Source organism: Brevibacillus sp. WF146, assembly GCF_001673705.2.
Classification (GTDB): Bacteria; Bacillota; Bacilli; order Brevibacillales; family Brevibacillaceae; genus Brevibacillus; species Brevibacillus thermoruber.
On record NZ_CP109943.1, the window covers coordinates 2,656,498 to 2,678,538 of the forward strand.

At 59.8% G+C, this 22,041-nt stretch carries 21 protein-coding genes and 1 other annotated feature; of the genes, 6 read left to right on the plus strand and 15 right to left on the minus strand.

All coding sequences use genetic code 11. The features are described from left to right. Positions 1 to 65: 65 nt before the first annotated feature. From A6764_RS13180 to A6764_RS13210, 7 genes are all read right to left on the minus strand, one after another. A complete protein-coding gene (locus A6764_RS13180) occupies positions 66 to 668 on the minus strand; it encodes a genetic competence negative regulator (protein ID WP_065066282.1) in 603 nt (200 codons plus the stop codon). A 255-nt stretch (positions 669 to 923) separates the two neighbouring features. Next, a complete protein-coding gene (locus tag A6764_RS13185; RefSeq protein WP_035297845.1) occupies positions 924 to 1,391 on the minus strand; it encodes a hypothetical protein in 468 nt (155 codons plus the stop codon). A gap of 108 nt (positions 1,392 to 1,499) precedes the next feature. After that, positions 1,500 to 2,405 carry an NAD(P)/FAD-dependent oxidoreductase gene (locus A6764_RS13190; RefSeq protein ID WP_065066281.1) on the minus strand — a complete coding sequence of 302 codons (906 nt, stop codon included), beginning with the start codon at positions 2,403 to 2,405 and terminating at the stop codon, positions 1,500 to 1,502. 60 nt (positions 2,406 to 2,465) lie between these two features. Beyond that, complete coding sequence (locus A6764_RS13195) at positions 2,466 to 3,251, minus strand: LysM peptidoglycan-binding domain-containing protein (protein ID WP_264622251.1); 786 nt, start codon at positions 3,249 to 3,251, stop codon at positions 2,466 to 2,468. Then, entirely contained in the window at positions 3,248 to 3,829 is a 582-nt protein-coding gene (locus A6764_RS13200) for a CPBP family intramembrane glutamic endopeptidase (RefSeq protein ID WP_065066280.1), read from the minus strand. The genes A6764_RS13195 and A6764_RS13200 overlap by 4 nt, the downstream gene beginning before the upstream one ends. Beyond that, the gene (locus A6764_RS13205; protein ID WP_065066279.1) at positions 3,826 to 5,397 is read right to left on the minus strand and encodes a RecQ family ATP-dependent DNA helicase; all 1,572 of its coding nucleotides are present in this window, start codon (positions 5,395 to 5,397) and stop codon (positions 3,826 to 3,828) included. Before A6764_RS13205 ends, A6764_RS13200 begins: the two co-directional genes overlap by 4 nt. Continuing rightward, positions 5,376 to 6,473, minus strand: coding sequence for a YpbB family protein (locus tag A6764_RS13210; protein WP_255309589.1), 1,098 nt, complete (start codon positions 6,471 to 6,473; stop codon positions 5,376 to 5,378). Before A6764_RS13210 ends, A6764_RS13205 begins: the two co-directional genes overlap by 22 nt. Positions 6,474 to 6,577: 104 nt before the next feature. Here A6764_RS13210 and A6764_RS13215 point away from each other — a divergent pair, with 104 nt between their 5' ends. From A6764_RS13215 to A6764_RS13240, 6 genes are all read left to right on the plus strand, one after another. Continuing rightward, entirely contained in the window at positions 6,578 to 7,495 is a 918-nt protein-coding gene (locus tag A6764_RS13215) for a hypothetical protein (protein ID WP_065066277.1), read from the plus strand. Between the two features lie 103 nt (positions 7,496 to 7,598). Beyond that, complete coding sequence (locus A6764_RS13220) at positions 7,599 to 7,808, plus strand: ferredoxin (RefSeq protein WP_029099561.1); 210 nt, start codon at positions 7,599 to 7,601, stop codon at positions 7,806 to 7,808. Between the two features lie 133 nt (positions 7,809 to 7,941). Continuing rightward, complete coding sequence (locus A6764_RS13225; protein WP_029099560.1) at positions 7,942 to 8,439, plus strand: inorganic diphosphatase; 498 nt, start codon at positions 7,942 to 7,944, stop codon at positions 8,437 to 8,439. Between the two features lie 313 nt (positions 8,440 to 8,752). After that, positions 8,753 to 8,998 (plus strand) — a binding site (T-box leader). Positions 8,999 to 9,071: 73 nt separating this feature from the next. Beyond that, on the plus strand, positions 9,072 to 10,226 hold the full coding sequence (locus A6764_RS13230) for a pyridoxal-phosphate-dependent aminotransferase family protein (RefSeq protein ID WP_065066276.1): 1,155 nt from the start codon (positions 9,072 to 9,074) through the stop codon (positions 10,224 to 10,226). Continuing rightward, entirely contained in the window at positions 10,219 to 11,802 is a 1,584-nt protein-coding gene (gene serA / locus A6764_RS13235) for a phosphoglycerate dehydrogenase (protein WP_065066275.1), read from the plus strand. Before A6764_RS13230 ends, serA begins: the two co-directional genes overlap by 8 nt. 133 nt (positions 11,803 to 11,935) lie before the next feature. After that, on the plus strand, positions 11,936 to 13,219 hold the full coding sequence (locus A6764_RS13240) for an ArsB/NhaD family transporter (RefSeq protein ID WP_065066274.1): 1,284 nt from the start codon (positions 11,936 to 11,938) through the stop codon (positions 13,217 to 13,219). Positions 13,220 to 13,332: 113 nt separating this feature from the next. Here A6764_RS13240 and A6764_RS13245 read toward each other — a convergent pair whose 3' ends face one another. From A6764_RS13245 to A6764_RS13280, 8 genes are all read right to left on the minus strand, one after another. Next, a complete protein-coding gene (locus A6764_RS13245) occupies positions 13,333 to 14,469 on the minus strand; it encodes an HAD family hydrolase (protein WP_065066273.1) in 1,137 nt (378 codons plus the stop codon). 12 nt (positions 14,470 to 14,481) lie between these two features. Further along, the gene (locus tag A6764_RS13250) at positions 14,482 to 16,263 is read right to left on the minus strand and encodes an ATP-binding protein (RefSeq protein WP_065066272.1); all 1,782 of its coding nucleotides are present in this window, start codon (positions 16,261 to 16,263) and stop codon (positions 14,482 to 14,484) included. A 1-nt stretch (position 16,264) separates the two neighbouring features. Next, a complete protein-coding gene (locus tag A6764_RS13255; protein ID WP_029099554.1) occupies positions 16,265 to 16,981 on the minus strand; it encodes a response regulator transcription factor in 717 nt (238 codons plus the stop codon). A 96-nt stretch (positions 16,982 to 17,077) separates the two neighbouring features. Then, a complete protein-coding gene (gene ccsA / locus A6764_RS13260; protein ID WP_065066271.1) occupies positions 17,078 to 18,307 on the minus strand; it encodes a cytochrome c biogenesis protein CcsA in 1,230 nt (409 codons plus the stop codon). A gap of 25 nt (positions 18,308 to 18,332) precedes the next feature. Then, positions 18,333 to 19,988 carry a cytochrome c biogenesis protein ResB gene (locus tag A6764_RS13265; protein WP_065066270.1) on the minus strand — a complete coding sequence of 552 codons (1,656 nt, stop codon included), beginning with the start codon at positions 19,986 to 19,988 and terminating at the stop codon, positions 18,333 to 18,335. A gap of 12 nt (positions 19,989 to 20,000) precedes the next feature. Then, positions 20,001 to 20,525: a thiol-disulfide oxidoreductase ResA gene (gene resA / locus A6764_RS13270; protein WP_065066269.1), complete on the minus strand. Its 525-nt coding sequence runs from the start codon at positions 20,523 to 20,525 to the stop codon at positions 20,001 to 20,003. Between the two features lie 122 nt (positions 20,526 to 20,647). Further along, positions 20,648 to 21,397 (minus strand): pseudouridine synthase, encoded by a 750-nt coding sequence (locus A6764_RS13275; protein ID WP_029099550.1) that lies wholly within the window; start codon positions 21,395 to 21,397, stop codon positions 20,648 to 20,650. 104 nt (positions 21,398 to 21,501) lie between these two features. After that, positions 21,502 to 22,035 carry a spore maturation protein gene (locus tag A6764_RS13280; RefSeq protein WP_035297860.1) on the minus strand — a complete coding sequence of 178 codons (534 nt, stop codon included), beginning with the start codon at positions 22,033 to 22,035 and terminating at the stop codon, positions 21,502 to 21,504. Between the last annotated feature and the right edge of the window lie 6 nt (positions 22,036 to 22,041).

Consider the following 22,041-nt stretch of genomic DNA (forward strand, 5'->3'; position numbering starts at 1 on the left):
ACAGCAAAAGCACCTAGCAGCAGCTAGGTGCTGTTTTATTGTACAGGAATTGTCTGCAAGACATGTTACCGAAAATGTCTGCAAATCTCCTTGACAGCGTCGTCAGCAACGACAACCTTGCCGTATTCCTCCAGGACGTAAACGGTAGTCGGCGTCGCTTCTCCGTATTCAGAGAGGATCGCAATCAGCTTCTGGTACCGCTCCTGATCCAAATCGAGCTCCTCCAGAACAAGGTAGTATTTGCCCTGGTAAAAATAAGCGGCTCCTCCGTTGGTCAGCATCGCGTTTATGCGATGAGCTGCTTCAACCAGATGCTCAAAGTCGCGGAAGGAATAGATCACGAGTTCACTCTCTTCCAGAGTGACCTCCAGTTCATATACATCATCATCCTCGTACTCTTCCTCTTCCTTTTCCACCTTTGAGCCTGTTTTGCCGCGCGTTACGATTACGACCATTCCCTGTGCTGGCAAGGCAAACACTTCAACGGCGACAGGCCCGGACACTTCAAAGCCCAGCTCGTTGTAGGCCTGTTCCATCATGTCGTTGAACAGTTCATGTACCTTCGGAATGTCACGCCACATGTCTTCTTTTTCAATTCCTCGCTCCGACAGATCGTCAAACGTTAGGAAGATCCGTATCTTGTCTTGACCAAGGCGTTCAACACGCATGACTGTCCCTCCTCGCCATCCAGTCGTACTACAAAGTATGAACCAGAGCCTGTAAGAGTTCTCCGCATTTTCCGACGAATACCCCACGGCCATCCACCATTTTTCACATCGTCGCGAAAAAGCGGGACTGGCTCTATCATAACATATTTGCGAGCAAGAATATAGCGCTCGGGTCCATCCGCGTGTGCGGAAGGAAGAGCGCTTGGAAATCCTGTCGACCGGACGCGCCGGAACAGCCGATTGTGTAAAGGTCTGTCAGATTCTGCGCTTTCCCGGGAAAGCCTCCGGCAGGGAGGGCTGCTGCGTGCTTTTCGTCAACTCGATGATTTCCGTCTGCAGAGCCCGCCTGCGCAGCATGCGAACCAGCAGGCACAAGAGCGCGGCTCCGCCGAAAACAGCCGTCGGCATCGGCATTTTGACGTACTGAATGTACGCGAGGAAACCAGCGTAAACGCACAACACGGCGTTCAAGCAGCCCCCGCCGGAAAACCCTCGCCGGATGGCTTCGGCCGCATGGGCGCGGATCAGTCCGCCCAACACGATCGACCCCAGCACAAACAACATCGCCGCCAATGCCAATTCGACCGGTTTGAACAGCAAGAAGGCAATCCAGTCCCCCTGTCGATCGAGGTGGAGCGGCGTGGAGGGAAACAGCCTGAACGCGCCGTTTCCGCACCACCATGCCAGCAGGCCCAGCAGCAAATCTCTTATGTAGGCGGTCATCTCGCTTTTGTCCCTCCGCACTGCCCTGATTCTATCAAAGCATACGGACGACCGCGTTTGCTTGTGCCTGATCACGAAAAAGAAAAAAGCGATCCGTCCCGTGAAATGCTATTCGCCGTTTTCCTGCAGGCGCTTGTGGATCCAGATCGCGGCCTGCGCCCCATCTCCCATCGCGATCGCCACCTGCTGGGAATGGGGAATAACGTCGCCCACGGCCCAGATGTTCCGGTGGTCGGTTTCCTTGGTACGTGGATCGACCAGGACGTGCCCCTTTTCGTTGAAGCGGACCGAAAACGGACGCAGCAGGTCGGTATTGACGCGCGCGCCGGGAAAAGCGAGAAAGGCCCGGCAGACGGACAGCGTGTCGCCGCCGGACAAGACCAGGCCGGTAAGCATTCCGTTTTGGTGGTCAAACCGCTCCACCCGTTCGTTGAGCACGTCGAGCGACAGCGATCGGAATGTCTCGCCCTCCCACGGCCCGATCGGCGATCCGGCGTGGTTTATCACCGTCAGGCGGTCGGTGTAGTAACGGAGCTGGACGGCCATGTCCGCCGCTTGAGGAACGGCTCCGATGACCGCCGTCGCCTGGCCGACCGTCTCGTACCCGTCGCAGTCGGGGCAGATGAAGACCGATTTTCCGAGGCACGCGCCGACTCCCGGAATGTCCGGGAACGGGTCGCTGATCCCGGCCGCCAGCACCACCGTACGCCCCTGGAGATGGGAACCGGCAACACGGAGCCGGGCGGAAAAGAGCCCGTCGCGTTCGGAGAGCTCCGACACTTCGTCGGAAAACAGTTGAACACCCAGACGGACAGCATGTGTTCGTCCGGCCTCGCGCAGCGCTTTACCGCTGACGCCGTCGGGAAACCCGAGGATGTTGCGGTACGCCTTGGCCGCAGTTGACCTGCCTCCGTTGGCGTCCACCACGGCGACTTTTCGCAGGCATCGGGAAAGCTGAATCGCCGTCTGCAAACCGGCAATTCCGCCGCCAATGATAATCGAGTCAAAGACCATGCCATCGCCCCCTGCCGCCTGTCCGTTTTCCTTTAGCTTGTCCGTTTGACTGCCGGCTCATCACGGCGACAGGGGAATGGTCAATACGTCTCCCGCTTTCAACTGGGCCTCCGGGCTGAGACCGTTGTACCCCGCGATCCGGGTAACCCCTCCGTTGTTACCGTAATAGAGGCGGGACAGCTTGTACAGCGTGTCCCCCTTTTGCACGACGTGGCGCTTTACCTTGGGCGCCGGCTTGGCGGCCGGGACCGCGCCGGAAGAAGAAGTCGGCTGAGATGAGGCGGGGGTGGTGGCGCCGTTAGTGTTTCCTGCGGCCGGCTTCGGATTCGTCGCACCGCCTGCAGCCGGATTTTGCGGCGGCACGTTCGGACGCGGCGCTGCCCCTGCGGTCGGCTTCTCTGCCGCCGCGCCCGCGACTGCCTTCGCTCCCGTGCTCAACGATCCATCAGGAAGCGAACCGCTGCTCGCGATTTTTGTGGTAGCCGCTGCCCGTTGTCCCTCTCCGCCGCTGACAGCGGTAGAGCCGGCGGGCGGAGTAGGCGGAGCCGCCGAACCGTCCGCATGGGCGAAATCAGACACCTGTCCGTCTGCGGCTCGCTCTTCCAGTGCAGTCTCGTTCTTGCCGAGGGGGGCCGTTTCCGACAGCGTTTGGTGGGCCTGGTACAGTTCCACGACGACCAGCGTGAGAAACAGCGTGCCGAAAACGGCCAGGCCGGAGCCGAGAACGGTTTTGTACGACAGCCGCGCCCGTTTGTGGCGCAGCCGCCGCGGCGGCAGTTCGTGCACTGACGCTTCCGCCCGCACCCGGACCGTCTCCGGCTTTCGTTTTCTTCTCCCCTTTGTCACTCCTGATTCCTCCTCTCGCTTGCGAATCCGTATTGAATGTAGAGAGCCAGCAGCAAATCGATCACCATGTGGGCCAGCATCGGCGTGACGAGCTGCCCGCCGGTTTCAAACAGCCAGCCCAGGAGCCAGCTTGTGCAAAAGACGCTGACGGCAAGCAGCGGCTTCCGCAGGTACCGGACGTGGACCAGGGTGAACACCAGACTTGTCCATCCATTGCCGATGAGCGGAAGCAGCACGCCGCGAAACAGCCATTCTTCCCCGATCCCGATCGCTGCGCACAGCAAAGCGGTGGTCCCAAAGGGAAGGTCGAGGAAAATCCGCTCGTTGATGTCGCCGTCATCCTGCCAGCGGCGCGGCAGATAACGGTCCATCAGGATGCTGGCCAGGACAACGGCGAGCGCGACGGCTCCTGCACGCGTCAGATCCGGCAGGGACGGCAGCGCAAACAGCGACAGGGTCCCTTCCCATCCGTGCACCATTCCGCTGCCGATTGCGGCCACCGCCAGCACGATGAACTGGGTCAGCCACAGGTTGAGCCTCAGAGCGGCCGGATCGAGTTCTTCCCATCGACGCTTCACGGCCCCTTCCCTCCCTTACGATTCGGCAGCAGCCGTGCCAACGCCTCCCGCAAATTCCAGATCGTGTCCCTCTGGGGCGGAGGAGCCGCGGGTGTATCCTCCAGATAGGGGGACCGTTCCAGGCCGCAGCGGGAGCAGCATGCCAGGGAATAGGATTGATCCTCCTCGCCAAAGTACCGGTTCAGCTCGCGGCGCAAACAGCCGCTTCCCTCCAGCCAGCGCAGCATGTCCGACAGCTTCTGCCGCTTTTGCCGCCTGGTCCGTTCCGTGGCCTGCCAAATCCGCTGCACCTGGAGCGCTTCGCCGTCCGGCGGCGCATCGGCCAGGACGTAGCGGTACTGTTCGCGCGTGACGGCTACTTCCTTCAAGAGGCCGCTCTGTTCCGCGTAAAAGAACAGCAGGCGGGCCATGTCCTCGCCGATCTCCGCTGCGGCGAGCATCTCTACAGGCAGCGAACCGTCCCCGTTCAGCAGGCGAAGAAAGCGGGCCACCTCTTCTTCGGTCGGGTACTCGTTTTCCAGCATGTGCGCGTGGATGTGGAGATCCTCCGCCACATAATACAGCGCAGCATAACCGGGGGCCCCGTCCCTGCCGACCCGTCCGATTTCCTGGGCGTAGGCTTCCAGGCTGGCGGGAAAGTGGTAGTGGATCACGTAGCGGATATCGGCCTTGTCGATTCCCATGCCAAACGCGTTGGTCGCCACGATCACATCCAGTTCGCCGCGCAAAAACTGCGTCTGAACCAGCATCCGTTCCATGCTGTTCATGCCGCCGTGATACGCGTGCACCCGTTTTTTTCCATCCAACTGGTAAGCGGCGGCGAGCGCCTCCACAGCCTGCCGCGTGCTGCAGTAGACGATGCCCGGCCCGCGCAGGCTGTCCATCGCGGCCATCACCTGCGCCCGGCGCTCGGCTTCGCTGTCGGCGGCGATCACGTCGATCGCAATATTGGCCCGGTTGAGCGGAAGCGCCACGACGTCCTCCGGTTCAATCTTCAGGAGGCGGCATATCTCCTCCCGCACCGCTGTTGTGGCAGTGGCGGTTACGGCCAGTACCGGCGGACTGCCGAGCTTCTCAATCACGTCAGGCAGTCGCAGATAGTCGGTGCGGAAATCATGCCCCCACTGGGAGATGCAGTGGGCTTCGTCGATGGCGACCAGCGAGACACCTGCGCGGCGCAGCGTCTCCTGCACGGCCGACTGCTGCAGCTTTTCCGGAGACACGTAGAGCAGTTTGCAGGCGCCGCTGCCGATGTCCCGCATGATTTGCCGGGCATCTGCCGGGTCCAGGGTGCTGTTCAGGTAGGCGGCGGGAATTTTCCGGCTGGCGCGAAGCTGCTGAACCTGGTCCACCATCAAGGAAATCAGCGGAGAGACCACGACGACCACTCCCGGCAAGAGGAGCGCGGGCAGTTGGTAGGTCAGCGACTTTCCGCCGCCCGTCGCCAGGAGGCCGAGGACGTTTTTTCCCTGCAGCAGGCGGGAAATAATCTCCCGCTGGCCGGGCCGAAACGCGTCGTAGCCAAAGTGGCGGCGCAGCGCTTCGGTCAGCAGATCCCCGTTTGCCACGTCGTTTTCCCTCCTTTCCGCCGCGCCAGCGCCAGGCGGATTTGCAGATAGGAGACGTCGGGCCCCAGGTGGTCCTTCACGACGCGCAGCCGGCTCGTGCCCAACTGCTCACAGGCCTGGACGATCCTCTCTGCCAACGCGGTCGGCAAAAAACGCGAGCAGTCCCACTCGGGGCAGCGGAGGGCGATTTCCGCCAGGTGATCCTCCACCGTGCTGGGTTTGATCCTTCGCCTGCGGGCAATCTCCTCGACCGAGAATCCTTGTCTCAGGAGCGCGTACGTCTGCTCGGCGCTTTCGCTCAGCCGCCGTTCCCTTTCGCCAGACGGACCGGCAAGCTCGGCCAGCAGCGGAAACCGTCCGCTATCAATTCGCAGCGCTTCCATGGCCCGCGCCAGCCCGTAACGAAACTGAAGCTGTATGTACGAAGGGGCTTCCCGCCTGTGCAGCGCCAGTTGGGTCAAGGTTTGCCCGGACTGGGCTGCACCGGAAAAGCGGGCGATGACCACTTCCTGGACAGAGGCGGGAAGCGGCTCCAGCAGGCGGTACAGCTCGTCGGCCAGATGTTCCTGCCAGCGTTCCCGCTGCTCCGGTCTTGCCAGACGCTGCTTCACCCACTGCTGCACCTGCTTGTCCTGTACGACGGGCTGAAAGGACAGGTCGTTTGCCAGCAGGTGGGAAACGGTCTGGACGAGCAGGTGCAGACGGCGCCAAAACAGGTCCAGCGGTTCAGCCGCCTCGGTCCCGGCAAACGGCTGGAACCAGAATCCCAACCGGTACTTCTCCCGTCCGGCTGCGGCGTACGTCTCCCCCGCTTCCGTCAGGCCAAAGGACGGCTTGCGTCCTTCCCCCGGAGCGGGCAGCAGGCGGATCAAGCCCTGCTGAAGCAGAGCGGCAACAATTTTATCCCAATCCTCTTTCAAAAGGCGGGGAATCATCCGATAATACGGATAAAGGGCGAACAAATGCACATCCTGCAGCGTCTGGTTGGTCTTGCGGCCGCGCAGGATGTAGTACAGCGCTTGGATGGTCCGTTCTCCCGCCAGCGGACGCAATCCGTTGAGCGTGACAGACTGCATGAAATCATGCTCCAGTTCGGTTATGGTTGGACTGCTCATGGGTACTCGTTTTTTCACTCCCCAAACACACACTTACTATCGTACAAAGGATACTGGAGGATTGTATGAACAAGCGATTGACCAAGTCTGAATTTCTGGTTGCGTACATGATCATCATAACACTTGCCTGCTTTGTTGGCGGATTTTTTTTCGGCGCCCGGTACATGAAAGCAGCGATTGAGGAACAGCAGGCCGCGGCTGCGGAGGCGCAGAAACAGGCGCAGGAGCAGGAGAAGATGCTGCGGGAACAAAAACTGTACAGCGAGCAGGACTTTATCCGTTTTCATTATACCGTATACGCGCCGCTGCTGGAGCTGAAGCAGGCCCACTTTGACAAGATGGCGGACTGGAGCCGCATGGACAAACAGCAGCGGACCGATTCGCTGAACCAGTTGGCGGAGACGGCCAAAGAGACGATCAAGCAGTTGGAGAAACCGGTGCCGCTCGCTACCGCCCCCCTGTTGATCCAGTCCCAGAGCATCTTCCGGGACGGCGTCCGGGCTTATTTGGATAGTATGGAGCAGTTGCTTTCCGATCAGAATAGTAATGCCCTCGGGCCCGACGAGATCGCTTCCCGCCTCACCTTGTCCCAAAACAGTTGGCTGAAGGGACAGGAGCTGGTCTACCAGGCGCTGGCCGCGTGGGAGTCGTCATATGTCACCAAACAGCCGATGCCGAAAGCGCCGCCGATGACGGTCAGCATCGCCCAGTGGAAGCAGTACCCGTTCCACTACCGCACGTACCTGGCCGCAGCCGCGCTGACCCATCATCAAAAATGGACGGCGTACAATCCGGAAGATCTGACGGCCCGGCTGGACATGCTGGTGTCGTCGAATGAGTGGCAGAGCCTCGGAATTCGTGACGTGGATGCGGCCATCCGGCTGTTGACCGCCACTGGCGCGGTGCACGGCGGCGATTTCAAGCAGCTTCAGATCAAACTGTACCCGGCTGTGAAGACGCCGGAACTTCCCATATTTCGATAGACGTCTATTTTTAGATGCGATTCATTCTTGAAATCTTTTCATACAACGAATAAAATGAGTTATGACAGTGGACGTACCATCTGGTATGGGAGGTGAAACCACGATGACCACATGGGTAGACAAAGAAACCTGTATTGCTTGCGGTGCTTGTGGCGCAACTGCTCCGGACGTCTTCGATTACGACGACGAGGGCCTGGCTTTCAACAAGCTGGATGACAACACAAATACCGCCGAAATCCCGGACATCCTGCAGGACGACGTACGCGACGCCGCAGAAGGATGCCCGACCGATTCCATTAAAGTGGAAGAGTAATTTCCCACAAACCAAAAAACCGCTCATGCCTCTCGAGACATGGGGGGTTTTTTCATTTCTTTCTTTTGCTGCCGGTTCCTGCTATAATGTGGGCAGTCCGTACATATTTATTTTTTTATGAGGAGGAGCATTGATGTCTTTCGAAAACAAAGTCGTTGACGCGTTTATCGAAATTCCCGCGGGCAGCCAAAACAAATACGAGTATGACAAGGAAGCCGGCGTCTTCCGCCTGGACCGCGTCCTCTACTCTCCGATGCACTATCCGACCGAATACGGGTACCTGGACAAAACGCTGGCGCTGGACGGCGATCCGCTGGATATCCTCGTGCTCACCACGTTCCCGACGTTCCCGGGCTGCGTGATCAAGTCCCGCGTGATCGGCGTACTGATCATGTCCGACGACAAGGGGCAGGACGAAAAACTGCTGGCCGTTCCGGTGGACGATCCGCGCTTCGACCATGTGAAATCCCTGGACGACGTGCCGCCCCATGTGCTGAAGGAAATCTCCCATTTCTTCGAGCGCTACAAAGACCTGGAGAACAAAACCACCAAGATCGAGGGCTGGGAAGGTCCCGAAAAGGCGGCAGCCCTGATCGACGAGTGCCTGGCCCGCTACGCCGCCAACAACTGATCGCGTTGGGCCGATCCACGATGAGCCCTGTGTCTCTTGCGGAGACGCAGGGCTTTTGCATACGTTCAGTTCCACCAGGAACATGCGGAAAAATCCGAACGATCCAGCTCCCATATTCCCATTTTTTATGAAACCGATATAAGAACGTTCGGTTTTTACTCTTAAAATACGCTTCCTTCCAGTGAAAACGCTATTATTTCACGAACGATAAATTCGCTTTTACCAGTAATGTTCCTTTTTTGTGTTCTTTGTACTTGACGGCCGCATGCCCTCGTGATATTGTAAATAACAAATCTGAAACTGCTTGAATACTTCAACAACGATGACGAAGAGATGCCTTGGACGGGAAACCCTCAGAGAGCCGATGGTCGCTGCGAATCGGTGGTTCCCTCCAAGGATGAGCACTTCCGAGTTGTTGCGCTGAACCGATGTCCCGGGCATCCAGTAGGCGCGAACGGTTGATCCGTTATCTCTCAGGTCCCGTACCTGGCAAGGTTCTTCTTTGCGAAAAGAAGAACGAATGAGGGTGGCACCGCGAAGCAAGCCTCTCGTCCCTCACTGTTCCGCGAACAGGAGCAGTGTGGGAACGGGAGGTTTTTTTCATATGTACTTGTCAAGGAGGAGAGAAACACATGTTTGCCGACAAAATGATCCTGCGCATACCCGGCCCTACCCCCATCCCCCCTCGCGTCCAGCAGGCGATGAACCAGCCGATGATCGGCCATCGCAGCGGACAGTTTTCCGCGCTGTTCGCCCGCACCGCCGAGCGGCTGAAGCCGTATTTCGGCACGAGCCAGGACGTGTTCATCCTGGCCGGCAGCGGTACCAGCGCATTGGAGATGAGCGTGGTCAACACGCTGCAGCCGGGCGAAGAAGCGGCGATTCTGGTAAGCGGCGCGTTTGGTGAACGGTTCGCCAAAATCTGCGAGCGGTTTGGCGTGGTTGCCCACCGCCTGGAAGTTCCCTGGGGGAAGGCGGTTACGCCGGATCTGCTGCAGGCGTTTCTGGCTGACAAACCGCAGGTAAAAGCCGTCTTCGCCACCTACTGCGAAACGTCGACCGGCGTGCTCAACCCGATCCGCGAACTGGCACAGGTGGTGCGCCAGCATTCGGACGCGCTGTTCATCGTGGATGCGGTAAGCTGCCTGGGCGCGGTCGCCTGCGAAATGGACGCCTGGGGCGTGGACATCGTCGTGACCGGTTCGCAAAAGGCGTTCATGCTACCGACCGGATTGGCGTTCCTGGCCGCGAGCGAGCGAGCCTGGCAGGTGATTGACCAGAAAAAGCCGCTGGCCTTTTACCTCGACTTGAAGGCCTACCGCAAAAGCCTGGCCGAAAACACGACGCCGTACACGCCGGCCGTCTCGCTGGTGTTCGGCCTGGACGAAGTCTGCTCCATGCTGGAAGAAGAGGGACTGCCCGCCATCATCAAGCGGCATGAAGTGATGCGCGACATGACCCGCGCCGCGATGCGGGCGCTGAACGTGCCGCTGATGGCCGAGGACGCGTACGCTTCTCCGACCGTCACCTCGTGCGATCCCCAAGGGGCGTTCGACGCGGAGGAGCTGAGAAAAGTGCTCCGCACCCGCCACAACATCGTGATCGCCGGCGGCCAGCAGCACCTCAAGGGCAAGATTTTCCGCATCGGCCACATGGGCTACTGCGAACCGCTCGACGTGCTGCAGGTGATCGCCGCCATCGAACTGTCGCTTCGTCAAATTGGTGCTCCCGTGGAACTGGGGGCAGGTGTCAAAGCTGCACAGGAGGTGCTTCTTGCTCATGTATAAAATCCTGATTACCGACCCGCTGAGCGAACACGGCATACAACAACTGCTCGACGCCCCCGACGTGGAAGTGGTGCGGCAACCCAACCTCTCTCCCACTGATCTGCTATCCGTGATCGGGGACTACGACGCCCTGCTCGTCCGCAGCCAGACGCAGGTGACCGCCGAGGTGCTGGCCGCCGGCAAGAAACTGAAAGTGGTGGGACGCGCCGGCGTGGGCGTGGACAACATCGACATCAACGCCGCCACCGAAGCCGGGGTGGTCGTCATCAACGCTCCCGACGGCAACACGGTCTCCACGGCGGAGCACTCCTTCGCCATGCTGATGGCCGTCGCCCGAAACATCCCGCAGGCGCACAAAAAACTGACGGAGGGAACCTGGGACCGAAAAAGCTTTCAGGGCGTTGAGCTGAACAACAAGGTACTGGGCATCATCGGCCTGGGCCGGATCGGAACGGAGGTGGCCAAGCGGGCCAAGGCGTTCGGCATGACCGTGCTGGCCTACGACCCGTTCCTGACGGAAGAACGCGCGCAAAAACTGGGCGTCACCCACGCCACCGTGGACGACATCTGCCGGCAAGCCGATTTCATCACCGTCCACACCCCGCTGACGAAGGAAACGCGCCATATCATCAGCTCCCGCGAGTTTGCCAAAATGAAGGACGGCGTTCGCATCATCAACTGCGCCCGCGGCGGCATTATTGACGAAAAGGCTTTGTACGAAGCCATCCTGACCGGCAAGGTGGCGGGCGCGGCCCTGGACGTGTTTGAAGTGGAACCGCCGGTGGACAACCCGCTGATCGGCCTGCCGCAGGTCGTCGTCACTCCCCACCTGGGTGCCTCCACTGTGGAAGCGCAGGAGAACGTGGCGGTCGACGTATCGGGCGAAATTCTCAAGGTGCTGCGCGGCGAGCCGTTCAAAAACGCGGTCAACCTCCCGTCCATCCCGGCTCATGTCATGGAACGCCTGCAGCCATACTTTACGCTCGGCGAAAAACTGGGGCACTTCCTGGCACAGGTGACGGTCGGCTCGATTCAGGAAATCGCCATCGCCTACAGCGGCGAACTGACCGATGTGGACACGGCACCGCTGACCCGGACCGTGCTGAAAGGCGTGCTCTCCTTCCGCCTGGGCGAAGAGGTGAACTACGTCAACGCTCCGCTCCTGGCCAAAGTGCGCGACATTACCGTCACGGAGAAAAAATCGGCGCACAATCGCGGATTTACCAACCTGCTGACGGTCACGCTGAAGACCACGCAGCAGACGCGTACGGTTGCCGGTACCCGGCTCAACGGCTACGGGGCGCGGATTGTCAAGATCGACGACTTTGCCATCGACGTGGCGCCGGAAGGGTATCTGCTGTACATCCACCACAACGACCGTCCCGGCGTCATCGGCCGCGTCGGATCGATTCTCGGCAACAACGACGTCAACATCGCCACCATGCAGGTGGGGCGGCGCGACATGGGCGGCGACGCGATCATGATGCTCTCCGTCGACAAGCCGGTCTCCGCCGAACTGCTGGACACCATGGGCGAACTGCCGGAAGTGAAAAGCGTGACGCAGATCGAACTGTAGGCGCGACCGCTCGCCGCAGGATCTCCTCTGCACGGCCTGGTCTCATGCACCAGGCCGTTTCTTTACCTGACCAAACGGGTACAGGTATAATAGTACAAGACCAAGACCAGTCAAAACATGAGAGGAGATCGTTATGGCAAACCAGGCACTGCTCGCCATCGGCATTTTTTTGGTTACATACGCATTCATCATCAGTGAAAAGCTTCACCGCACCATCGTCGCCATGGCCGGCGGAATCCTCATGGTCCTGTTTGGCATTGTCAACCAGGAGCAGGCGATCGAGCACATCGACTTCAACACGCTCGGCCTCCTGATCGGGATGATGATTCTCGTCGCCGTCACGGCGAAGACAGGCGTCTTCAAGTACATGGCCATCCGCGCCGCCAAGGCGGCCAAGGGCAATCCCGTGCGCATCCTCGTCTACCTGAGCGCCATCACGGCCGTGACCTCCGCCTTCCTCGACAACGTCACCACCGTGCTGCTGATCGTGCCGGTGACCTTCAGCATCGCCCGGCAGCTCCAGGTGAACCCGATGCCCTATTTGATCAGCGAAATTATCTCGTCCAATGCGGGCGGCACCGCCACGCTGATCGGGGATCCTCCCAACATCATGATTGGAAGCGCTGTCCCGGAACTGGACTTCATGGCCTTCCTGGTCAACCTGGCGCCCATTGTCGCGATCATCATGGTCGCCACGATCGGCTGTTTTGTGCTGCTGTACCGCAAGCAGCTCGTCGCGTCGCCGGAACTGCAGGCCCAGATCATGAACCTGAACGAACGCGACGAAATCACCGATGTCACGCTGCTGAAAAAGTCACTGGCCGTGCTGGCGCTGACGATTATCGGCTTCATGCTGCACAACGTGCTTCATCTGGAAACGGCAACGATCGCCCTGAGCGGGGCGTTCCTGCTGCTTCTGCTCACCGGTGAACACTACCTGGAAGACGCGATCAGCCAGGTGGAGTGGACCACCATCTTTTTCTTTGTCGGCCTGTTCGTCCTCGTCTCCGGTCTGGTTCACACCGGCGTGATCGCCAAACTGGCGGAAGAGGCCATACACCTGACCGGCGGCAATGCGCTGCACACCTCCCTGCTGATTCTCTGGCTGAGCGCGATTGCGTCCGCGTTTGTGGACAACATTCCGTTCGTCGCCACGATGATCCCGATGATCAAGGAAATGGGAGCACTGGGCATCACCAATCTGGAACCGCTGTGGTGGAGCCTGGCGCTGGGTGCATGCCTGGGCGGCAACGGCACGCTGATTGGCGCCAGCGCCAACGTGATCGTCGCCGGACTGGCCGAGAAGGAAGGCCATCACATCAGCTTCCTGGGATTTCTGAAAGTGGCGTTTCCGCTGATGATCATGTCCATCATCCTGTCGCATGTGTACGTCTATCTGCGGTATTTTGTCTTGTAGGCAAAAGGGTGCATGGGCAGGTAACAAAAACGGCTCCCGCGGGAGCCGTTTTTGTTTTGGAGAGATCAGGCTTCGCCTGTCCCCCTGCCGGGGCGGCGAAGCCTTGTGATTCGCTATTCGAGGATGGAGAGAATTTCGCGCACGTCGTTGAGAATGTAATCGGCCTGTTCTTCTTCAAACTTGCGGCGGGCCTCCTGTCCGGACAAGCCGGTCAGCGTAGCCGCAAAGCGACAGCCGATGGCGCGGGCGGCCAGCAGATCCGCCAGCGAATCGCCGACGATCAGCACCTCGTCGCCGTTGGCAATCGGCAGCGGATGGCCAAGCACCTCGCGATTGGGCGTGGACAGCCCCAGCAGCCCTTTCAGGTAGGAAAACGGATGCGGCTTGGACAGCGGCGCGCTGGCCGGGAACTCCTCTTCCGCTTCCAACACGTGGCTGGCAGTCACCACTCGTTCCGGATCAAACCATTCCAGTACCTGCAGTTCGCTGAGCGGGACATGCGTCTCGATCGTGGGACGTCCCGTGCCGATGCCGAGCGTATACCCCTTCTCCTTCAACGTGCGAAACAGGCTGCGCAGTTCCTCCGGGCTGACGATCGGGATTTCGTCGGTCAAAAACCCCTTTTTCCCCGGCTGGTGCGTTTCGCGACCGATGGACGCGGCCACTCGTTCATCACCCAGGTACCATTCCTGGAACGTCTCCTGGCACAGCCGCCACAAGTCGCTGTTGCGCGAGAAGGCGTTGGTCACGACGCCGCAGCGCTCAAACGCAATCTGGTTCAGATAGAGCAGCATTTCCGCCTTCTGCGCGGAGCCTCGGGCAAAATCCTTGGTAAACTTGGCGTATTCAACGGTAAAGTCAGGGGCGTACGCCTTGGCCCACTCCGACAGTCGGGCGAGCTGGGCGCGGTTCAACTGGCCGGCCAGCAAATCGGTGGCCTGCTGCCCCAGTGCCGGTTTCAGGGCTTCGCACAGCCGGATCACCTGGTAGGCGAAGGTCAGGTACACCATATCCCAGTTGGAATTGATGCCGCGCGACTTGATGAAGGTGAGCACGTCGTCGTCGGCAAAGACGAGCCGGCGGACGCGCCGGATCTCCGCTTCTTCCGGACAGGGCGTAAACGTGTCTCCCGCCAGGCCGAGATAGCGCGGGCTGTGCAGCATTTCCCAGACAGTCAGGGCGGAAGCGTCAAAATAGCGCTCTTCACTCAGCATGACGCCGTCGACGTCAAACAGTATCATCTTGATCATTTCTCTCCACTCCTATTTGTGCTTGGTTTTGTCAGGCAAGGCGATGGTAAAGGTCGTGCCTTCCCCCAGTTTGCTCTGCACGCTGATTGTTCCGCCATGGGCTTCCACCAGGTTTTTGGCGATGGCCAATCCCAGTCCGGTGCCGCCCGCTTTGCCCCGCGTCCGCGCCTTGTCCGCCTTGTAAAAGCGCTCAAACACAAACGGCAGGTCTTCCTGCGGAATGCCGCTGCCCGTGTCGCTCACCTCCAGCAGGAGCGTCTTGTCTCCCCGGGCGCGAAGGGTCACCGTCCCCTTGTTGGGGGTGTGACGCAGCGCGTTGTCGATCAGGTTGGTCAGCACCTGCTCCATCCGGTCGGGATCGACGAGCGCCGTCGTCTGCTCCGTGTCGATCTCGAGCAGCAGATGAATCTCGCGTTCCCTCGCCAGGTTGGTAAATTTCCGTTGAATGCGCTCCAGGTAGGGGCGAAGCTCGATTGGCTCCAGACTCAATTCGACATGGCCGGCTTCCATTCGGGCCAGGCTCAGGAGTTCGTTGACCAGCTTGGTCATGCGGACCGACTCGTCGTAAATGATCCGGGCCAATTCCTTGTGCTCCTCCGGGGAGGCGGCGATATCGTCCACGATCGCTTCGCTGTACCCCTGCAGCATGGAAAGCGGCGTGCGCAGTTCGTGCGACACGTTGGCGACAAAGTCGTTGCGCATCTTGTCCAGCTTTCGCTCCCGGGTCATGTCGCGCAGCACGGCCACGGCCCCGCGAATCTGCTCCCGGTCGTTCAGCGGTACCATCACCAGCGACCAGATTCGGCCCTGGACGGGCAGATCCTCCGTCACCTCCTGGCCGGTCTGCACCACCTGCTGATAGAAGGCAAACAGCGGAACCGGTTCATCCGGATGCTCGTACTTCCAGTCGCGCAGAAAGTGTTCGGCCGGCGGGTTGGCGACGGCGATTTTCCCCTGCTCGTCGATCATCACCACGCCGTCCACCATGCTGCGCAGGACGCTGGCCAACTGCTCCTTTTCCTTGGAAAGGGCGTCCACCAGTTGGTTCAACCGGCTGGCCATGGTGTTGAACGAAGCGGCCAGTTCGCCGATCTCGTCCGTCGTCCGGATCGGGATCTCGGCGTGAAAATCCCCTTCCGCGATCCGATGCGCTGTCTCTTTCATCTGGCGCAGCGGAAAGGTGATGCGCGACGACAGGAAAAAGGCGAAGACCGTCGTCAAGATGAACCCGATGACGCCGACGACGAAAATCAGCTTGCGCACTTCCCGCACCGTATCGTCGAAATCTTCAATCGCCTGGTACATGACGATCGAGCCCCGCATGCCTGGAGATAGCTCGATCGGAACGGCCACGGCCAAAATCTGCATCCGCGCGTTCCGGTCGCTGGGATTGTCGGTGAAGAGGATGCGCCCCGGCGCGGGGTGTTTGCCGGCCAAGGCCTCGGACAGCTTCAGCTCCGGAGCCGCGAGAAGCTGCTCCACCGGGACCATCGGCTCCCCTCTGCCTTCGCTTTTGCCCACGAGCTTGCCCGTTTGATCGACCATCACCAGGCCGGTGCGGTGAATGACGCCGAAGCTGGAGGCGATGTCGAGCGCCGCCCGCTTGTCCGGGTAGGCGGCCAGGCTCTCGGACAGACCTTCCGCCAATTCCTGCAGGTTTTTCGTCTGCCGGTGAAAGTAAAAGGAGTCAAACGACTGGACCAGCATCAGACTGAACAGCGTCAGCACCAGGGCAAACAGCGCGATGATGGTCATCCACAGCTTGCCGACTACGCTCTTGAAAATGACGTCCACGTTACTTCGGCACCTCAAGCTTGTAGCCTACGCCCCAGACCGTGGCGATCATCTGCGCCGCGGCCGGCGAGACGCGGTTCAATTTTTCCCGAAGCCGCTTGATGTGCGTGTCCACGGTGCGCAGATCGCCGAAAAACTCGTAATGCCATACGTCTTTCAGGAGCTCCTCGCGGGTGAAGACCTTGTCCGGCGACAGCGCCAGGTAATGCAGCAGCTCGTATTCTTTGGGCGTCAGGCTCACTTCCTGCCCGCTGGCGATCACCTTGTGGGCGTCATGGTCAATCGTCAGATCGGGGAAAACGAGGACCGAATGGCTGTTGAACGTATCCGTCTTCAGGTACGCGGTAGCCGAAGAACGGCGCAGGATGGCCTTGACGCGGTAGACGACCTCACGCGGGCTGAACGGCTTGACGACGTAATCGTCCACGCCGGCCTCGAAGCCGTGAACGCGGTTGGTCTCTTCCCCTTTGGCTGTCAGCATGACGATCGGCGTCGCTTTGTGCTCGCGGATTTTTTGGCACACCTCGATGCCGTCCATGCCGGGCAGCATCAAGTCGAGCAAAATGATGTCGTAGTCGGTCGCCAGCGCCATCTCCAACGCCTGTTCCCCGTTGTCCGCTTCGTCAATGACAAAAGCTTCTCGTTCCAGGTACATTTTCAATAGACGGCGAATGCGTTCCTCGTCATCCACCACTAGAATGCGTGCCGCTTTTTCCATACCATACACCTCTTGGGTCCATGTTATCAATCGAATGTGAATCAGATAGTCCAAAAAGCTGGCGGACAGACCAGCTTTTTGCGACGTATGCCTGCGCTACACCCCTGCGTAGGAATGCAGACCGGCGATCACCAGGTTGACCACCACCAGCGTGATCAGGATGATGACGAACCCGATGACGGACATCCAGGCCGATTTGGCGCCGATCCAGCCGCGCGACAGGCGCAGATGGAGGTACGCGCTGTAAAACAGCCAGACGATCAGCGCCCACACTTCTTTGGGGTCCCAGCCCCAGAAGCGGCCCCATGCCTCTTCCGCCCAGATCATGGCGAAAATCAGCGCTCCCAGCGTAAACACGGGATAGCCGATGCTGATCGCGCGATAGCTGATTTCGTCCAGCAGTTCCGGATCGATGCCGTTCAGCGAAGGCTGCATGACCGCCCCCAGCCGTTTGCGGAAAACCAGCCGCAGGATACCGTACAGGACCAAACCGGAGATGACGGACCAGAGCATCGTATTCAGCTTCCGGGACGCATCTTTGCCTTCCATCCAGGCGGGCGCCTCGAACAGCGGCGTAATCGGTCCCGCTTTGACAACCGTGGAGCCGTTCGGCGCGACGATGGCCGGCAGGGTGTACTCTACCTTCATTTTCTCCATCTGGCCCTGATTGTTCGCCTGCTCCTGGTTCAGCTCAAAGACGGTCTTGTGATCCAGGCGGGCAAACGTGGAGTCCATGCCGATGAAGCCGACCAGCATCAGCACCACGGCCAGGACAAATTCCAGCCAGCGGGTGCTCTTCGTCGCCCTGTCCTGCGGAACGGTCCGCACCAGGTACATCAGCCCGGCGGCAAAGCCGACCGCCAAAATGCCCTCGCCCAGCGCTGCCGTGGTCACGTGAATGTGCAGCCAGTAGCTCTGCAGCGCCGGGATCAGCGGCGTCACCTCTTTGGGAAAGACGTACGAGTACGCCAGCATGATGACCCCCAGCGGCAGCACGAACATGCCGATCACGGTCAGCTTGTAGATGCGGTAGATGATCAGGTAGGCCAGGATAATACAGTAGTCCAGAAACGCGATAAACTCAAACATGTTGCTGGTCGGGCTGTGGCCGCCGGCAATCCATCGCGTCACCACGTAGCCGGTTTGGGCGAGAAAGCCGACTACCGCCAGCCAGTAGGCGGTCCGGCCATACTTCAGTTCGTGCTGTTTCGGATCGCGTCCCGCCCAGTTCTTCCCCGTCATCGCGACGACGAACACAATCGACGAGAGCACGTACAGCACAAAGGCGATATCCAGTAGCCAATCACTCAGTTGGATGAGCTGCACGTCCAGTTACCCTCCTTGGAGCCGCTTACGCTTTCGATCTGTCTTCCAGCGCGATCGGCAGCTCCGTCTGTTCAATCAAAGTTTGGATCTCCCGGCGCAGCCCGTACCAGTTTTTGTTGGTGTGGCCAGCCAGGAGCAGGCGTCCCTCATGAAACTGCACCCATATCCGGCGGTGCTGCCAGAAGAAGCCCATCACCACGCCGATCATGAAGATGATCGCGCCGAAGTAGATCACGGGTACGGCCTTGTCGATGCGCACCATCAGTCCCGAGATGTCGATCAGGTCGGGCATCTTGATCTCCAGTGTGTAACGGGAGTCGGCTTTCTGCGTGATGATCGTGCCGCGCAGGTACACCATCTTCTCCCGCACGTTGTCTTTTTCCGAGATCACTTCCAGCGCGAACATCGGATTATTCGGCAGGTTGGTCTTCGTCGCCGGTTTGTTGTCCGGCCCCATGATGAAGTCGGGGAAGTACTCCAGTACGCGAACCTTGATTCCGTCGCCCACCTGCAGTTCCGGATTGGGCTCGTAGAGATCCAGCTTGATCGGCCCGACCGGTTTGCCGCCGGCCTGCCTGTCGATCAGGACAAAATTGAGGGCGCCCAACTGCATCTCCTGCACGCCCGACTGGACCAGAGACAGGTCTTCATGGATCATGGGATGGTTCACCACGATCGGTCCCCGCTTCACCTCGACCAGCTCCGGCTTGGCACCGGGCAGATCGGCGTTTTTGTTCAGGTAGAGAATCGCGTCCGTCTGGAACTTTTTCGGAATCGCGCCCCCGTTCAGATCGAGCTTTTGCGGCATCTCTTCTTCCGACCAGTACTCTGTATGGTACGCCACGTTTTTTACGTAATACGGGGTATCCGGCACCGCCACCGTCTGCCCCTCGCGCACCCAGACGAACTGGTCCAGGTAAAAGCCGGGGATATTCCGCATCAGGACGCCAATCAGGAAAATAATCAGTCCAATGTGGTTGACGTAGGGCCCCCAGCGGCTGAAGCGTCCTTTTTCCGCCATCAGCGCGTCGCCGTCGCGGAAGATGCGGTAGCCTTTTTTCCGCAGGGCATCGGCGGCCTTGTCGGCGACCGCACCCGGCTGCGTCTCGGCGGAAAGCTCCGCTTCGCCGTACAGCTTTTGCCCTTTCAGGAACGAGACATGCTGGTTGACGCGCGGTTTGTTCAGCGCCTTGTAGAGCGGGATCACCCTGTCCAGACTGCAGATGACCAGGGACGTGCCCAAGGCGACCAGCAGCGTGACAAACCACCACGACGAGTACATGTTGTGGAAGCCCAACGCGTAGTAGATCTGCCCCAGCGTTCCGTAGGTCTCGCTGTAGAACCGGGCGACGTCCGCCTCCGTCGGCACCGGCACGGGGATGTACTGCTGCTGCGGAAAGATGGTACCGATGGCGGAGGCGATCAAGATAACGATGATGATGCCAATGGCGACCTTGACGGATGAAAAGGTGTTCCACACCCGGTCAATCAAGGTATTGGTATAGGTCTGGGATCGGCGGGCCATCCCTTCGTAACGCATGTCGGGAAAGGCGGCCTGTCCGACCTGTGCAGCCTCTCCGGTCTGTGCGGTCAGCTCCTGCTCCAGCGGCCTGCCGCACGATTCACAGAGCAGCGTGCCGACCGGATTGGCATGTCCGCATTCACATTTTCGCTGATCCATGTTGCTCCTCTCTTACGGCAAGATTTTGGCCACTTTTTGGGCGATCATGTCCTCGTTCAACTGCCCGACGAAAATTTCCTTCACTTCTCCGTCCGGATCGATGAAAAACGTCGTCGGAATCGGTCCGATGCGATACAGCTTGGTGATTTGCGACTCGCGGTCCAACAGGATCGGGAAGGTCACGCCAAACTGCTTCACAAACGGTTCCACGGTGATCGGCGATTCCCCGATGTTCACGCCCACAACCACCAGTCCCTTGTCTTTGTACGCGTCGTACTGCTTCTGCAGGGCGGGCATTTCCTGTTTACAGGGGCCGCACCACGTCCCCCAGAAGTTGAGCACGACGCCTTTTCCCCTCAAATCGGACAGGGTGATGGACGGGCCGTTTAGCTGTTCCAGGCTGAAATTTGGGGCGTCCCTGCCCACTTTCACGGCGTTGGGGTCCTTCACAAAGCTGGAATAGACGGCGAAGACCAGCGCCACCAGCAAAACGCCCAAAACAGCCACTCTGATGTATGTGCGATTGCTCTTGTCCATGAATGTCCAAACTCCCATCTGTGCCTGTTGCCGGCCTGTTTGCTTCCTTATTTTATTATAGCGTTCCTTGATTTTCCGCCAGCGCACAAGATATGAACAGATTTTGAACGTCTCGCGCCGGGTCAGCGGCGGTGCGGCGGGATTTTGCGGTCCCGGGTCAGGCCCCGTTTCAACCGCTCTACTTCCGCCGTCGTCAGCGGCCGGTACTGTCCCGGCTCCAGTCCTTCCAGCGTGAGGAAGCCCAGCTTGACGCGCTCCAGGGTCAGCACCGGATGGCCGATCGCTTCACACATGCGGCGGACCTGGCGATTGCGCCCTTCGTGAATGGTCAGCTCCAGCAGCGCCCGATCCCCGGCGGCCGACGTCTTCAGCAGCCTTGCCCGCGCGGGAGCCGTCATGCCGTCCTCCAGCTTGATTCCGCGCGCCAGCCTGTCCACTTTTTCCGGGCTGGGCACTCCTCTCACCCAGGCGCGGTACACCTTGTCGATCTCGTACGAGGGGTGTGCCAGCATGTTGGCCAGTTCCCCGTCGTTTGTCATCAGCAGCAGGCCCGACGTGTCGTAGTCCAGCCGTCCCACCGGATAGACCCGTTCCTTTACTCCTTTCAACAGATCGGTGACGACGCGCCGGCCCTGCGGATCGGAGACGCTGGTGATGACGCCGGTCGGCTTGTACAGCAGCAGGTAGACGTGCTGTTCCAGGCGAACCGGTCGGCCGTCCACGGCGATCCGGTCCGTGCCGGGATCGACCCGCGTTCCCAGTTCCCGCACCACTTTGCCGTTCACCTGCACCCGGCCCTGCACGATCAATTCTTCGCAGTGGCGGCGAGAGGCGACGCCGGCGTGTGCCAACACTTTTTGCAACCGTTCCATGGATGGTTCACCTCTACAACATCATACCCATTCTTACCAGTGTGGACAAGAAAAACGAAAAAACTTCCCTCGACCGGGAAGTTTTCCAGCCAGCCCATCACGGCTCAGCCAAAGACGTACGAAACGATCAGCAGCGAAAAGATTACGCCCGCCAGATCCGACCACAGCCCGACCCGCAGGGCGTACGCGGAATGGCGGATGCCTACCGCGCCGAAGTAGACGGTCAGCACGTACAGCGTCGTATCCGTGCTTCCCTGCATGGTGGCGGCCAGCCTGCCGATAAACGAATCGGGCCCGTACTGGGCGATGAGGTCGGTGGCCACCGCCAGCGACCCCGTGCCGGTGAGCGGGCGAAGCAGCGCGAGCGGGACGATCTCCTCCGGCACGTGCAGCACCGCGAGCAGCGGTTTCAGGACGGAGAGCAGCAGTTCCAGCGCTCCCGATTCACGGAACATCGTGACGGCCACCATCATCGCGATCAGATGGGGAAGGATGCGGATGGACGTGGTCAGCCCGCCTCTGGCTCCGTCGACAAACGTCTCGTACACGGGAATCCGCCTGTGCCAGCCGTACAGCAGCACGAACGCGATCGTGACCGGAATGGCCCACAGCGAGATCAGGGAAACCCATTGGTACATGCCGGC